Source organism: Nonomuraea sp. NPDC050451, assembly GCF_044458585.1.
On sequence record NZ_JBITHZ010000011.1, the window covers coordinates 31,207 to 44,312 of the forward strand.

Below are 13,106 nucleotides of genomic sequence, written 5' to 3' on the forward strand. Positions count from 1 at the left end.
GGTGTATGCGTTCTTCCTGCGCTGGTCCCGGCGTGGTCTTCCCGAACGGCTCGCCGGGCGGTTACGCGGACGGCTGCGGGTGCTGGCCGGGCGCGGCGAGTTGCCGACGGCGGGGTGCGTCGACTCCCAGACGGTCAAGGCGGCCGAGACCGTCTGGGCCACGGCCTGCGGTTTTGACGGGGGCAAGAAGATCAAGGGGCAAAAGCGGCATATCGCGGTCGACACGCTCGGGCTGCTGTTGTGCGTGATCGTCACCGCCGCGTCGGTCCAGGACCGTGACGGCGCGCACCCGTTGCTGGCCCTGCTGCGGGAGAAGTTCTCCACCGTCGCGCTGGTGTGGGCGGACGGCGGCTACGCTGGACGCCTGCTTACCTGGGCGCGTGAGGTGCTCCACCTGACCGTTACGATCGTCAAGCGCTCTGATGACCTGCGCGGTTTCGTCGTGTTGCCAGCGCAGGTGGGTGGCAGAACGAACATTCGCTTGGCTGACTCGTTACCGGCGACTGGTGCGGATCTACGAACGCAAGCCCGAACACCACGAAGCCATGATCTGGTGGTCCACCGTGCACCAGATGACCCGCCGCCTGACCCGCGAACTGGCAGGACAACCACCCCATGGCCGCTGGAGCGACCCGCCACCGCTGCCAGAGCTGTCCAGCCACGACCGGCGCGGCAACGTCCTGAAACTGCTAGCCGCTCAGCCCTGGCGGGCGTGGAGAGGGAGCGAGTTGGCCGCCATCCTCGGAATCGAGAACGTCAACAGCTTCCGCGTTCAACTGTCTCAGTGGTCCCAGCAGGGCTACATCAACAAGCTTGGGCCAGCCCTCTACGGGCCCATCCCCATGAGCACTTAAGCCTTTGTCAGCAGGCTCTTAGCGGCTCGACCGATGACGTGATTCGAGCTCACGCGGCGATCACCGGTAAGACCGGCAGCTCAGGGACACCATGGCCGACCGGCACCTTCTATCTACTGGTGTTCATAGCCGTGGCGCTAACACTCATGGCCGTAGGAAAAGTCATTTCGGTCTGGTGGCTGCCAGTCGTCATAGTCGGTGGCCTACTCACGCTCGTTGTGGTGAGTGCCGCACAACTGCGTCATGACGGCAAACTCTCGGAAGTACGGTACGTCGCCCTCATCCGTATCGCCCTGGCGAAGCTCCCGAGCGATCTGCTTCGCGCTGTAAGACGAGGCACGCCGACAGCCGACAGCGTCGAAGCCACACCAGAAAACCCGAGCACACCAACTACGTCATAGCGATGGATGCTTCCGCTTACATGCTCACATCAGCGCTCTGACCTGCCACCCCTCGTCCGTCAGACGCTCGAGTAGGCGGGTCTGCTCTTTTCGTTGTCGCAGGTGACGATGACGCCCCAACCTCCGGGCGGACGTCCTCATGGCGTTGCCCAGCTCGGGCAGTTCCTCGGGTCGCTCGTCCGGCCGATGGTCGTTAGCCGCGGCCAGCCGGGTCAGGTCCTGGTCGGTGTAGCCGGTCGCGGCGAGCAGGTCCGGGTCGGCGTCGCGGACGTCGCCAGGACCTCGGCAAGCATCCGCTCCTCCCAGCCGCCCTTCTCGCTGGTGCGGCTGTTCGCGATCAGGTACGCCTCCGCGCCCGCGTCGGAACGACTCGACCGGGACGGCCGAGCCGCTGCCGCTGGAGGGTGAGCTGTACCTGGTGGGTGTCGCCGTCGGCCATCGCGACCCAGCCGAGCACCGGCCTGTCCACCGTCTCGTAGGAGTATCGGGATCTGACCAGGTCGAGGCTGATACGGCCGTGCATCCACCACGGGTCATCTCGCGACCACTCATGCTCACGCGCCCACCGCTGCCAGCGGATCGCCCAGTCGTCGACCTACATGTTGATCGCCCGCGACGTGTAGCCCTCAGGAATGAGACGGCGTTGCAGCCAAGCGCCAAACCCTTCAGTGTGCAGGTACAGCGCACCGAACGGTCACGCCCGCAGGTGCCCGGACAGGGTGTGCTCCGCGCCGACGGCGCCGATGGTGACCTCGGCGGAGAAGACGCCGAAGGTCCGGCCGATGACGAGTTCGCGGCCGAGGGTGCCGGTCGGACGGTCCGGCCACGGCCCGGGGACCTCATGTGGACGCGCCAAGCTCGCGCATCGCCTGGATGAACTCAGGCCGATACCAGGTCGTTGGTGTACGGCTGGCCGAGCTCGAACCGTTTGGGAGGCAGGTTGCCCTGCGGATCGTGGGCGGACGCCGCACCGGTCGCAGGTGACCCAGCGCGCGGCGTTCGCGTCTGGTATGTGCGGGCCGTACCCGTTGACGTGCCCGCGGAGGCGGCACCACAGCATGAGCCGGGACACGTCGTGCCGCCAGAAGCCGCGGTGAGCGAGCATGCCGCGCTGGCGGCCGTCCCGCTTGAGGTAGTCGATCGAAGGCCACCACATGAGGGGATCTCCCAAAGGGCTGAATACCTGTAATCCAGCGTCGGCCGGTGATCCGAGTGCGGCGGTGCCTGCCCGCAGCTCCACGAATCCCCAACAACCAATCCGGACTATCACTAAAGTGATCAAGTCAAAGATCAAGGAGGAAGTGCAATGAACCGAACGAACGCCCTACGGATCGGCCGGTCGGCGCTGGTGGTGGCGCTGGCGGGCGGGCTCGTGCCGGTCGCCGGAGCGCCCGCCGCGTTCGCCGCCCGGAAGGCGACGCTGGGACCGTACGGGTACGGCAGCCTGAAGCTCGGCATGACCGCCGCAAAAGCGAAGGCGACCGGGAGAATCGTCCGCAAATCAGTGGGGGACCACGCCGGATGCACGGGCTGGGACCTGAAGGAGAACCCGTACCCCAACTACCGGGTGGGGATGTACATCTCCAAGAAGTACGGCATGACCATGATCGTCGCGCCCACTGACCTCAAGACGCCCCAGGGCATCGGCATCGGCTCCACCAAGGCGCAACTGAAGGCCGCCTACCCCAACCTGCGGCGCGGCCCGGGCGGCTATCCCACCGCCGACGTACCGGGCAACAAGAAGGCGCTCTACCTCTTCTACATTTCCTACAAGACCAACCAGGTCGCCGGGATGACCCTGACTCTCGCCAAGCACGACTGCCGCAGGTACTAGTGCCCCACACGGCCTCGGCAACGTGACCGTTCCGGCGCTGGTCAAAGGGCACGCGAAAGGCCCTGGACCGAGGAGTATCCAGGGCCTTGCTCGTGATCATGTATCTGAGAGGTGATCGTTTCAGGGGGTACCCGAAAAGTATGGGGGACGTCGCGTTCCCGAAGGAGAGACGCCCTCAGCGCGTCTGAACCGTACACACGATAGGAAATCCGACGTACCTATACGAATCCCAGACTGATCATGAGGGTACACGCAGCCTAGCTGTCCGCGCGCGTCTGTCCTGGTCCACCGCCAGCAGGTCGTGCACCGTCACCAAGGTCCAAATGGTTATTTCATCGGCTTTTCTGCCGACGCGCTCGTCGAGCGGCACTTCCAGCCACGGGTGGAGTCGGCACTCACACGCGGCCTCATGCTGGCCCCACAGCCAGATCCTCGCCGCTCTCTCTATTGGCCCTTAGGCTCACAAGGGCCTGCCATTACCCGCAGGATCAGGCAGGCCGATCGAAGCCATCTGCGCGAGCTAGGAAGGGTTGGCGCAGGTCGCCCTAATAACGTATGTCAGGGAATCTCCTGTGCCGTTAAAAAGAAAGATTCTCCATCCGGTGCCATCAGGAGTCGGTTCGTCTGCCAATATGAATATATCGTCATCTGAAAATCGATCGATTTCGCTCGAAGTAATTCGATAACCTCCTCCGAGAACAACCTTCCCGTTAGGGCAGGGTTGCGTGCGGTCGCTGAAAGAATTCTGTCCGACCGTTATCGGGTCACTGACCACTACTTGGTGATCTCTGAGAGCGTCACCTGCGGTTTGCTGCGCACTCTGTGTGCAGTTGTTGGTCTGGTTGGTGGTTGTCTGGTTGTTGTTTCCCGTGATGGAGGTCGTATTTTGCGCCGTGGGGATGCACACGATTGAAGGTGACACGTTCAGGTTCGGGAGCAGGTGTGAGAGTACGTTCGCGTTCGGAGCGATATCGTCGACGATATCGATGATCGGAGGAGGATCCGCGAATGCCGGCGAGCCTGCCCCACCGATAGCGGCGGTGCCCGACGAAATGGCCAGAATTGCGGCGAGTCTTCCCATTCCGTTCATGCGAACCTCCTGCTTCAGTACGTCCTGTTAGTAGGATGAAACTAGTCGCCAGTGATCAACGCCACTTGATCGACACGCCACCGCAAACGAATTGGCGAGCTTTTTGCACCAAATGAAGAAGTTGCCAATCCAGCGGGGATATCCCGCCATCCCAGCCTCTCCACCATCCGCGCAACATCAGGGATGTGTCAGTACAGGCGGCTCACCAGCGACTCCGTCTTCACGCGGGAGGGGCGCGTCTTGGCCCCTATGTCGGGGGCAACCTACGCCACGCGATCTACAGCGCGGGCCGGACCCCATCGCCGCGGCGACCAGGTCGGACGGGTCACCCTCCAGCCGGTCTCGCGCCTCCAGGTAGATGTCCGTCGTCGCGGAGTTAGCGTGTCCGAGTGCGGCCTGGATCTTCTTCACGCCAACGCCGGACTCCTCTGCCAGCGTCGCGAACGTGTGCCGCAGCTGGTGCGGGTGCAGGCCCTCGATCCCGGCTTGCCGCCCGATGCGCTCGACCAGCTCGTACACGTCTTTGCGGTCTAGCCGCCGCCCCGAGGCGGAGGCGAACCGCGGCCCGTCCAGCTGCTCCACAGTCAGCCCGGCCCGCTCCGCCCGGTCGGCCAGATAGCAGTTGATCGCGTGCGCCACCGCCGGCGAGACCTTGCGCGTCTTCGGCTTGGCGCCCTTGCCGACGATCCACAGGGGGCGATGGCCGCGCTCGTACCCGCCACCGGCGTCTTTCGGTCCGTCATCCCTCGCGTGGGGTACAAGCTCGTGCTTCGATGTTGCCTTGTCCATACATCGCATGAATCGCACCATGAGAGGTCACCATGCCTGATCTCGACGACCCGACCGCCACGTTCCAGGAGTTCGACCGCGACGGGGACGGATACATCACGCGAGAGGAGTTCACGCTCGCCATGAACACGCGCGGCGAGGAGGTCACCGCCACCGAGCTCGACTCCATCTTCAAGATCTCCGACGAGCACGATGGGGACGCGGACGGGCGCATCTCGCTGGCGGAGTTCCTGGTGGCCTGGAACAAGTAACGGCGCACTCGCCTACCGCAAACGATCATACGGCCGCCCCGGTAGGCAGGCACCCGGGCGAGGAATGCTTCCCGGTCGCCGATTCCCCCGCAAATCGCGCAGGTCACCACATGCCCACAACTTGGCGGAAGAGGGGTTCCCGCAGGTTACCGATCAGTAACCAGCGCGTCAAGGGCCGAAAATGCATAGCAATGTGATCAACACCGCAGCGCCCACCACACTGCCTACGATCAAATACCACCGTGACCCGAACCCACCCCACCCAAGCACCGCGAACCCTCCTCGCGCTTTCCTCAGGCATATAACCGGCTTACCGTCCAGGAACACACGGCACAGTTCGACGCCTTCTGCCACAGTGGAACCGGCTCACACGATCGGCTCTGCGAATCAACACGGGCAAACTTGATCTTCCACCCCACCGCTGCGGTGAAGGCGCTTGCAAGAAACCCAGGAGAGCGCCGAACAGCGTCGAGTCGTACCACTCCCCAGCCTGGATCATGAGCGGTTTGTCGCCCGAACCTCATCCCAACCACACCAGGCGCTGGACAAGGAGACGGCAAAGCTACGTCGCCGCTCCAGGCCGTCCCCCGAACCACCCATCTGCCATCGCCGGCCGGCTTCGTTGCCAGGTCAGCATCGTCCGGCCTTGGTTCGTCCTCCAGATCGGGCAATGGATCGCCTTCTGACCAGCGATAAGGGACCATTATCACCACCCTGGACCTAAATTACTCACGGGCAACATGGGGAAACGCCACGCTCAGGCGCAGCGGTCAGGCAAAATATGAACCGCTGATGAGGGTGGGGGCCCATAGGGATGTCCGGAGGGCCCTCGCGTGCACACTCATCTCCGCGAATTTCGCGCGCTCACAGAAGAGTTCATCCTCACCGCCGCCGCGATCGCTGGAGCGCTTACCTTCACAGTCGTGCTGATCTACCTGCTATTCAGCACCGTCATCACTCTCTACCGCCACTACTGCGACCTACGCCCAAGGACCTCCAACCGCGCCCCCGGATTGCATCGCCGCTCGCGCATGTGCCGCTCCACTTGCAGCAGCCGGTCCAAGCGTCCCAAGCGTTTCCCCCGGCTGGTCATCATCGTTGTAGGCCCGACGGCATCCGACCCAAACCATCCCTCGCTCACTCACCGCCTAACTGACCCCGCCGACACCCCACACCGACCCGCAGCCTCAACAAGATCAACCCACACCCCACCAGCATGACCCAAAACCCGACACCAACTCCAGGAGCCCGCGCGGACGCCCTCCGTGGTGAACCCGTGCCGATTAAGCCGCCCGGCCAGCGCGGCGAAGTTCTGATCGGCCACATACGTTTCGTAGCAGCCCGCGAACACCTGGGCCGCGCCGGACTGTACGCCTCCGCCCACTGCTCGCCCGACCGGTCGCTTTCGAAGGCGGCGAGCTCCATCAGCATGCCGCGGGTGAACGTACCGCCCGCCGTGGTGGCGTCCGCCTCCTCCGTGGCCGAGACCAGTTCGCCGCCCGCCGCTTCGAGCCTGGCGAGGTTGAGCTGGTTGCCCATCCGGTTACGGCCTAACCGGCCACACGAGGATCGCTCTGGCCGCGCCCTTCTCCACCTGCGAGATGGCCGCCATGATCGTGCGCTGGAAGGTCCTCCCGGACACGTCGAGATCTTCGATCCAGCCGCCATCCGGCCATGTGCCCGGCGGGGTGTGGTGACCCCGCCGGGCAGCCGGCGCCTCTGTCAGGAGGTCAGGAGGTCGGGGTGAGGACCTTCGCCTCGTGCTTGGGCTCGGCCGGCTTGCGCCGCATCCGCTCCTTCGCCCGCTCCACCATCGTGTACAGCGTCGGGACCAGCACCAGGGTCAGCAGCGTCGAGCTGATCAGACCGCCGATCACCACGATCGCCAGCGGCTGCGAGATGAACCCGCCCGAGCCGGTCACGCCGAGCGCCATCGGCGTCAGCGCGCAGATCGTGGCCACCGCCGTCATCAGGATCGGCCGCAGCCTGCGCCGCCCGCCCTCGATGACCGCCTCCACCACGCCCATGCCCTGCTCGCGATACTGGTTGATCAGGTCGATGAGCACGATGGCGTTGGTCACCACGATGCCGATCAGCATCAGCATGCCGATCAGCGCCGGCACGCCCAGCGCGGTGTCGGTGGCCACCAGCAGCCCGATCGCGCCCGTGGCCGCGAACGGGATCGACACCAGCAGGATCAGCGGCTGGACGAAGCTGCGGAACGTCGCCACCATGATCAGGAAGACGATCGCGATCGCCGCCAGCATCGCCAGCCCCAGATCGGAGAACGCGTCCGACTGCTGGGCCGACACGCCGCCGATCTCGTAGGAGGCCCCCGCGGACAGCGACAGGCCGCTCAGCTTGGTCGTCAGCGTCTGCGTCACGGCGCCCAGGTTGCCGGCGTCGGCCGCCTTGGCCGACACCGTGGCCGAACGCTCGCCGTCGATCCGCGTCACCTGCGTCGGCCCGGCCACCTCCTTGACGTCCGCGACCGTCGACAGCTTCACCATGCCCGCCGCCGTCGGCAGCTTCAGGTCCTTGATCGCCTTGATGTCGTCCGGCGCGTCCGCGCCACGCAGCACCAGGTCACTGGAGCGGCCGTCCAGGGTGATCTGGCCCAGCGGCGCGCCGCGGAAGGCCTGCGCCACCGCCTGCCCCACCTGCGCCTCCGACAGGCCCCGCTCCGCGGCCTCCTGCCGGTCCACCACGACCTCGACCCGCGGCGCGCTGGTCTCCATGTTGGAGGACACCTCGGTGAGCCCCGACACCTCGCCCATCGCGGTCTTCACCGTGTCGGTCGCCGTGCGCAGCGTCTCGGCGTCGGGCGCCTGCACGATCACGTCGATCGTGTCGGAGGAGAACCCGCCCCCGCCGGCGCCGCCCACCGTGACCTCGCCGACGCCCGACAGGCCTTCGACCCGCTCGCGCAGCTGCTGCTGCACCTTGTCGGGGTCGGCGCTGTCCTTGACCGTCACCGAGTACGACGCCCGGTCCGCGCCACCGCCGACCGCGCCGCCCTGCATGGCGTTGCCGCCACCCACATTCACCTGGTACGTCTCCACGCCGTCCAGGTCCTTCAGCACGCCCTCGACCTGCTGGGCGGCCTTGTCCGTGGTCGCCAGGTCCGTACCGACCGGCATCTTCTGCGACAGGGAGATCGTGTTCTGGCCCGAGGAGTCCAGGAAGTTCGTCTGCAACCCGCCGGCCAGGCCCAACGTGCCGATGAACACCGCCACGCCGATCAGGATCGTCACCAGCTTGAACCTGGTCGCGAACCGCAGCACCGGCAGGTAGGCCCGCTGCAGCGGCGAGCGCAGCTCCTTGGCCTCGGCCTCCTCGCGCTGCTTGCGCGCCTGCTCCGGCGTCAGATCCGGCGCCTTCAGGAACCAGTACGCCAGCACCGGCACCACCGTCAGCGACACGACCAGCGAGGCCAGCAGCGCCACCGCCACCGTGATCGCGAACGGGCGGAACAGCTCGCCCACCATGCCGCCCACGATCGCGATCGGCGCGAACACCGCCACCGTCGTCAGCGTCGAGGCCGTCACCGCGCCCGAAACCTCGCGCACCGCCGTCAGGATCGCCTGCAGCTTGGCCTCGCCGTACCCGAGATGTCGCTTGATGTTCTCCAGCACCACGATCGAGTCGTCCACCACCCGGCCCACCGCGATCGTCAGCGCGCCCAGGGTCAGCATGTTCAGCGAATAGTCGCCCGCCCACAACGCGATCAGCGCGATCACCACCGACAGCGGGATCGACACCGCCGTCACCAGCGTCGACCGCACCGACAGCAGGAACACCAGGATGACCAGCACCGCGAACGCCAGACCCAGCAGACCCTCGGTGGTCAGGCTCCGGATCGACTCCTCCACGTACGGCGCCTGGTCGAACACCACCGACACCGCCGTGTCCGAGCTGTCGCCCAGCGACCTGGTCAGCTCGGGCAGCTTCTCGCGGATGGCGTGCGAGATCGACACCGCGTTGCCGTCGGGCACCATCGTCACCGACACGCCCAGGCTCGTCCCGCCGTCCGTACGGGTGATCGTCGTCGCGTCCGCGAGCCCCAGCTTGATCTCGGCGACCTCGCCCAGCTTGACCGGCTTGAGCGGCTTGGGCTTGGCCACCTGCTGCTGCGCGAGCGCCGCCTGGGCCTGGCTCGGCTGCCCGGTCTGCGGGCGGGCCTGGGCCTGGGCCTGGCTCGGCTGCTGCTGCGGGGTGGCCGCCGGCTGGGTCGGGGTCAGGTACAGGTCCTTCAGCTTGGCCACCGAGTCGACCCGCGTACCCACCTGCACCGTGAGCGACTTGCCGTCAGCGGTCAGCGTGCCCGCCGGGATCGGCGTGCCGTTCGCCTTCAGCACGTCGGGGATCTGCGAGGCCGACACCCCGGCCTTCGCCATCTTCTTGGTGTCCGGCTCGATCGTCACGACCTCGTCGCGCGTGCCCGTGACCGACGCCTCCCGTACGCCCTCAACGCTCTGCAGCTCCGGCACCATGATCCGCCGCAGCTTGTCGGCCATCGCCCGCTCGTCGCCGCCGTCGCCGACCGCGAGCACGACCACCGGGATGTCATCGGTGTTGCCCGCCACGACCTGCGGATCCACCCCGTCCGGGAGAGAAACCCGGCTGATGGCCTGCTGCATCTTGTTCAGCGAGGACTCGACGTCCGTGCCGTACTCGAAGGCCACCTGGATCTGCGCCAGGCCCTCCTTCGACGTCGAGGTCATCTGCTCCATCCCGGCCAGGCCCTGGAACGAGTCCTCGATCGGCTTCGTCACCTGGTCCTCGACGATCTCGGGCGAGGCACCCGGGAACGCCGCGACCACGAACGCGCCAGGGAAGCTCAAAGATGGCAGCAACTGCTGCTTCAACTGCGGAATCGTGAACGCGCCGAACGCGCTGAGCACGACCGCCACCAATATCACAAGGCTGCGATTGACCAGGCTCAACCGAGCGAATGCGGTCATAGGCGTCCCCTCCAAGAGTTCGCCCCAGACTAACACTTCGCCTTGAACGAATATTTAGACAGATTGAGCTTTCCTGATAACCTTCTCAGGAAGCGAGAGGTGAGTGTGAGCGACGAACGCGAAGACCTGATCCGTCGAATCAGCGAAACACAGCGTGGCATGGGGAGACTGTTCGCCCAGCATCAGTCCCCGCTGTTCACCTCCAACCTGACCATGCGACAACTCCATGTCGTCATGCTCCTGGCCTTCAACGGCTCGGCCTCCGGCCAGGAGCTCGCCCACCACCTCGGCGTCAGCCTCGGCACCGTCACCGGCCTCGTCGACCGACTCGTGGCCCACGGCCTCGTCACCCGCCACGAGGACCCCCACGACCGCCGGGTCCGCCGCGCCGAGCTCTCCCCCGCCGGCGCCGCCCTGATCGAGGAGATCCACAACTCCGGGCTCGAGCACTACCGCCGCATTCTGGACCACCTCGACACCGAGACCCTCCGCTCGCTCGACCACATCACGCGCACCATCCGCGCGGTGGCCGACAAGCTGTACAACGAGTGACCGGCCCCCCATGGCACGACGCCGGCGCCTTTACGTTGTAGATTCAGAAGTCAGCCCGGACAACACCTCCGGCAGCTCCCCCTCGTACACCACCGTCAGCCTCCGGGTGGCCCGCGTCACCGCCACGTACAGGTCCTGACCCCCCATCGGCGACTGCCCCATGATCCCCGCCGGATCCACCACCACGACCGCGTCGAACTCCAGCCCCTTGGCCTGCCCCACCGTCAGCACCACCACCGGCGCGTCGAGGTCGCCCTCGGGGAACAGCCGGGCCACCTCCGCGTGCCGCGCGTCCGAGGTCACCACGCCCACCCGGCCCTCGCCGATCGAGGCCATTTCCCCGTCCACCAGCCCCGGCAGCCCGGCCACCGGCAGGCGCACCGCGCGCGGCCGCGAGCCGCCCTCGCGCACCGACTCGGGCGGCTCCTGCTCGGGCGCGAACGCCCGCAGCACGTCCGCCGCCACCTCCATGATCTCCACCGGCGTGCGGTAGTTGACCAGCAGCCGCTCCTCGCGCCAGCGCCCTTCGAGGTACGGGTCCAGCACCTCCCCCCACGACCGCGCCCCGGCCGCCGACCCCGTCTGCGCCAGGTCGCCCACGACGGTCAGCGACTTCGCCGGCACCCGACGCATGATCATCCGCCAGGCCATCGCCGACAGCTCCTGCGCCTCGTCCACGATCACGTGCCCGTACGCCCACGTCCGGTCCGCCACCGCCCGGTCGGCCGTCGTCAGCCCGAGCCCGTCGTCGGCGTGCCGCTCGGCCAGTACGTCGGCCCGGTCGAAGATGCCCTCCTCCAGCACCCCCGTGGTCTGCAGCACCTCCAGCGCGTACAGCTCCTCCGACGCCAGCTCCTCGGACACCCGCCTGGCCGCCACCCGGCGTTCCGAGTCGTCCTCGCCCAGCAGCTCGGCCGCCTCGTCCAGCAGCGGCACGTCCCCGGCCGTCCACGGCGCGTCCACCGGCCGGAGCAGCTCCTGCCAGTCCAGCCCCGACGGCGCCACCGACCACAGCGTCTCCGGCGAGGCCAGCAGCTCCGAGACCAACCGCTGCGGCGTCAGCTCCGGCCACAGGTCGTCCACCGCCCGCCGCACCTCCGGCTCGCCCCACAGCCGCCCCGAGGCCAGCTCCAGATCCAGCTCGTCCAGGTCGCCTTCCAGGTCGAGCGGCTGCGTCAGCTCCGGTTCGCCCTCGATGACCAGTTCCTCGATGTGCAGCGACTCCTCCAGCGCCCGCGCCTCGGCCTTGGCCAGCTCCTTGAGCAGCTCGGTGACGTACAGCTTGCGGGCCATGTTGTGCGGCAGCCGCACCGCCCGCGCCCGGTCGCGCAGCCGTACGCACGTCTCGTGCGGCACCCGCAGGTTGAGCCCGTCCAGCTCGACCACCAGGTCGCCCTCGGGCGCGCGCTGGCGCAGCTCCAGCGCGCGGGCCACCACCTCGGCCATCCGCGGGTCGCCCTTGACCACCGCCGTCGCCGGCGCGTCGGCCGCGCTCGCCCGCACCCCCGGGAACATCTCCCCGACCGTGGTCATCACCACCTGCGTCTCCCCCAGCGCCGGCAGCACCTGGCTGATGTAGCGCAGGAACATCGAGTTGGGGCCCACCACCAGCACGCCGCGCCGCTCCAGCGTGTCGCGGTGGGTGTAGAGCAGGTACGCCGCCCGGTGCAGCGCCGCCACGGTCTTGCCGGTGCCCGGGCCGCCCTGCACCACCAGCGCGCCCTGCAGCGCGGCGCGGATCACCCGGTCCTGCTCGATCTGGATGGTGGCCACCACGTCACCCATCCGGCCCGTCCTGCCCCGGCGCAGCGCCGCCAGCAGCGCCGCCTCGCCGACGAGCGTGCGCCGGTCGCCGTCGCTCATCCCCTCCAGGTCGAACACCTCGTCGTCGATGCCGACCACCGTGCGGTCCTTCAGGTGCAGGTGCCTACGGCGCACCAGCCCGCCCGGGTCGGTGGCCGTGGCCACGTAGAACGGCCGCGCGGCCGGCGCCCGCCAGTCGATGAGGACCGACTCGTGCTCCTCGTCGCGCAGGCCGATCCTGCCGACGTACGTGCTCTGCCCCGCGCCGTCGTCGATGCGGCCGAAGCACAGGCCCCGCTCGACCGCGTTCAGCTGGGCCAGCCTCCTGGACTGCTCCGAGGCCATCGCCTCGCGTTCGACCATCGCCTGGCGGGTGCCGCCGGCCCTGGCGTACACGTCACGCAGCGCCGTCTGGGCCCGCTCCCTGGCGACGTCGAGCCTGCCGTACAGCCACGACACAGTACGCTGTTCGCTGTCAAGGGCTTCCGCAAGACCATCTTGACGATTAGCCATTCGCTGGTATACTCCTAACCGGAGGATTGTGGAGCCTTTGTCGAAATTGGGCAAT

At 67.2% G+C, this 13,106-nt stretch carries 11 protein-coding genes; 4 read left to right on the forward strand and 7 right to left on the reverse strand.

The window, feature by feature from the left end; translation table 11 throughout:
• Position 1 precedes the first annotated feature (1 nt).
• Positions 2–1,255: a transposase gene (locus tag ACIBI9_RS30500; protein WP_397226775.1), complete on the forward strand. Its 1,254-nt coding sequence runs from the start codon at positions 2–4 to the stop codon at positions 1,253–1,255.
• Positions 1,256–1,592: 337 nt separating this feature from the next.
• Here the strand turns inward: ACIBI9_RS30500 and ACIBI9_RS30505 are convergent, their stop codons facing one another.
• Both ACIBI9_RS30505 and ACIBI9_RS30510 read right to left on the reverse strand, forming a co-directional pair.
• Positions 1,593–1,778: a hypothetical protein gene (locus ACIBI9_RS30505; RefSeq protein WP_397226777.1), complete on the reverse strand. Its 186-nt coding sequence runs from the start codon at positions 1,776–1,778 to the stop codon at positions 1,593–1,595.
• 171 nt (positions 1,779–1,949) lie between these two features.
• Positions 1,950–2,111: a hypothetical protein gene (locus ACIBI9_RS30510; protein WP_397226779.1), complete on the reverse strand. Its 162-nt coding sequence runs from the start codon at positions 2,109–2,111 to the stop codon at positions 1,950–1,952.
• A 450-nt stretch (positions 2,112–2,561) separates the two neighbouring features.
• Here ACIBI9_RS30510 and ACIBI9_RS30515 point away from each other — a divergent pair, with 450 nt between their 5' ends.
• A complete protein-coding gene (locus ACIBI9_RS30515) occupies positions 2,562–3,089 on the forward strand; it encodes a hypothetical protein (RefSeq protein ID WP_397226780.1) in 528 nt (175 codons plus the stop codon).
• Positions 3,090–3,609: 520 nt separating this feature from the next.
• Here the strand turns inward: ACIBI9_RS30515 and ACIBI9_RS30520 are convergent.
• Together ACIBI9_RS30520 and ACIBI9_RS30525 are read right to left on the reverse strand one after the other, a co-directional pair.
• Entirely contained in the window at positions 3,610–4,179 is a 570-nt protein-coding gene (locus ACIBI9_RS30520; protein WP_397226782.1) for a hypothetical protein, read from the reverse strand.
• Between the two features lie 177 nt (positions 4,180–4,356).
• Positions 4,357–4,989: a tyrosine-type recombinase/integrase gene (locus ACIBI9_RS30525; protein ID WP_397226784.1), complete on the reverse strand. Its 633-nt coding sequence runs from the start codon at positions 4,987–4,989 to the stop codon at positions 4,357–4,359.
• An 11-nt stretch (positions 4,990–5,000) separates the two neighbouring features.
• Here ACIBI9_RS30525 and ACIBI9_RS30530 point away from each other — a divergent pair, with 11 nt between their 5' ends.
• Complete coding sequence (locus ACIBI9_RS30530; protein ID WP_397226786.1) at positions 5,001–5,219, forward strand: EF-hand domain-containing protein; 219 nt, start codon at positions 5,001–5,003, stop codon at positions 5,217–5,219.
• A gap of 1,137 nt (positions 5,220–6,356) precedes the next feature.
• Here ACIBI9_RS30530 and ACIBI9_RS30535 read toward each other — a convergent pair.
• Together ACIBI9_RS30535 and ACIBI9_RS30540 are read right to left on the reverse strand one after the other, a co-directional pair.
• Positions 6,357–6,758, reverse strand: a complete 402-nt coding sequence (locus ACIBI9_RS30535) for a hypothetical protein (RefSeq protein ID WP_397226788.1) — start codon at positions 6,756–6,758, stop codon at positions 6,357–6,359.
• A gap of 191 nt (positions 6,759–6,949) precedes the next feature.
• Positions 6,950–10,183 (reverse strand): efflux RND transporter permease subunit, encoded by a 3,234-nt coding sequence (locus ACIBI9_RS30540; protein WP_397226790.1) that lies wholly within the window; start codon positions 10,181–10,183, stop codon positions 6,950–6,952.
• Between the two features lie 159 nt (positions 10,184–10,342).
• Here ACIBI9_RS30540 and ACIBI9_RS30545 point away from each other — a divergent pair, with 159 nt between their 5' ends.
• Positions 10,343–10,735 (forward strand): MarR family winged helix-turn-helix transcriptional regulator, encoded by a 393-nt coding sequence (locus ACIBI9_RS30545; protein WP_397226792.1) that lies wholly within the window; start codon positions 10,343–10,345, stop codon positions 10,733–10,735.
• 30 nt (positions 10,736–10,765) lie between these two features.
• On the opposite strand, the gene ACIBI9_RS30550 is transcribed toward ACIBI9_RS30545, so the two are convergent.
• A complete protein-coding gene (locus ACIBI9_RS30550) occupies positions 10,766–13,051 on the reverse strand; it encodes a HelD family protein (protein WP_397226794.1) in 2,286 nt (761 codons plus the stop codon).
• Between the last annotated feature and the right edge of the window lie 55 nt (positions 13,052–13,106).

Excerpts from the sequence above, each read along its gene's own strand:
- ACIBI9_RS30505 (WP_397226777.1), bottom strand. The coding sequence starts at position 1,778 with ATGCACGGCCGTATCAGCCTCGACCTGGTCAGATCCCGATACTCCTAC.
- ACIBI9_RS30515 (WP_397226780.1), top strand. The coding sequence starts at position 2,562 with ATGAACCGAACGAACGCCCTACGGATCGGCCGGTCGGCGCTGGTGGTG.
- ACIBI9_RS30520 (WP_397226782.1), bottom strand. The coding sequence starts at position 4,179 with ATGAACGGAATGGGAAGACTCGCCGCAATTCTGGCCATTTCGTCGGGC.
- ACIBI9_RS30525 (WP_397226784.1), bottom strand. The coding sequence starts at position 4,989 with ATGGTGCGATTCATGCGATGTATGGACAAGGCAACATCGAAGCACGAG.
- ACIBI9_RS30530 (WP_397226786.1), top strand. The coding sequence starts at position 5,001 with ATGCCTGATCTCGACGACCCGACCGCCACGTTCCAGGAGTTCGACCGC.
- ACIBI9_RS30535 (WP_397226788.1), bottom strand. The coding sequence starts at position 6,758 with ATGGGCAACCAGCTCAACCTCGCCAGGCTCGAAGCGGCGGGCGGCGAA.
- ACIBI9_RS30540 (WP_397226790.1), bottom strand. The coding sequence starts at position 10,183 with ATGACCGCATTCGCTCGGTTGAGCCTGGTCAATCGCAGCCTTGTGATA.
- ACIBI9_RS30545 (WP_397226792.1), top strand. The coding sequence starts at position 10,343 with ATGGGGAGACTGTTCGCCCAGCATCAGTCCCCGCTGTTCACCTCCAAC.
- ACIBI9_RS30550 (WP_397226794.1), bottom strand. The coding sequence starts at position 13,051 with ATGGCTAATCGTCAAGATGGTCTTGCGGAAGCCCTTGACAGCGAACAG.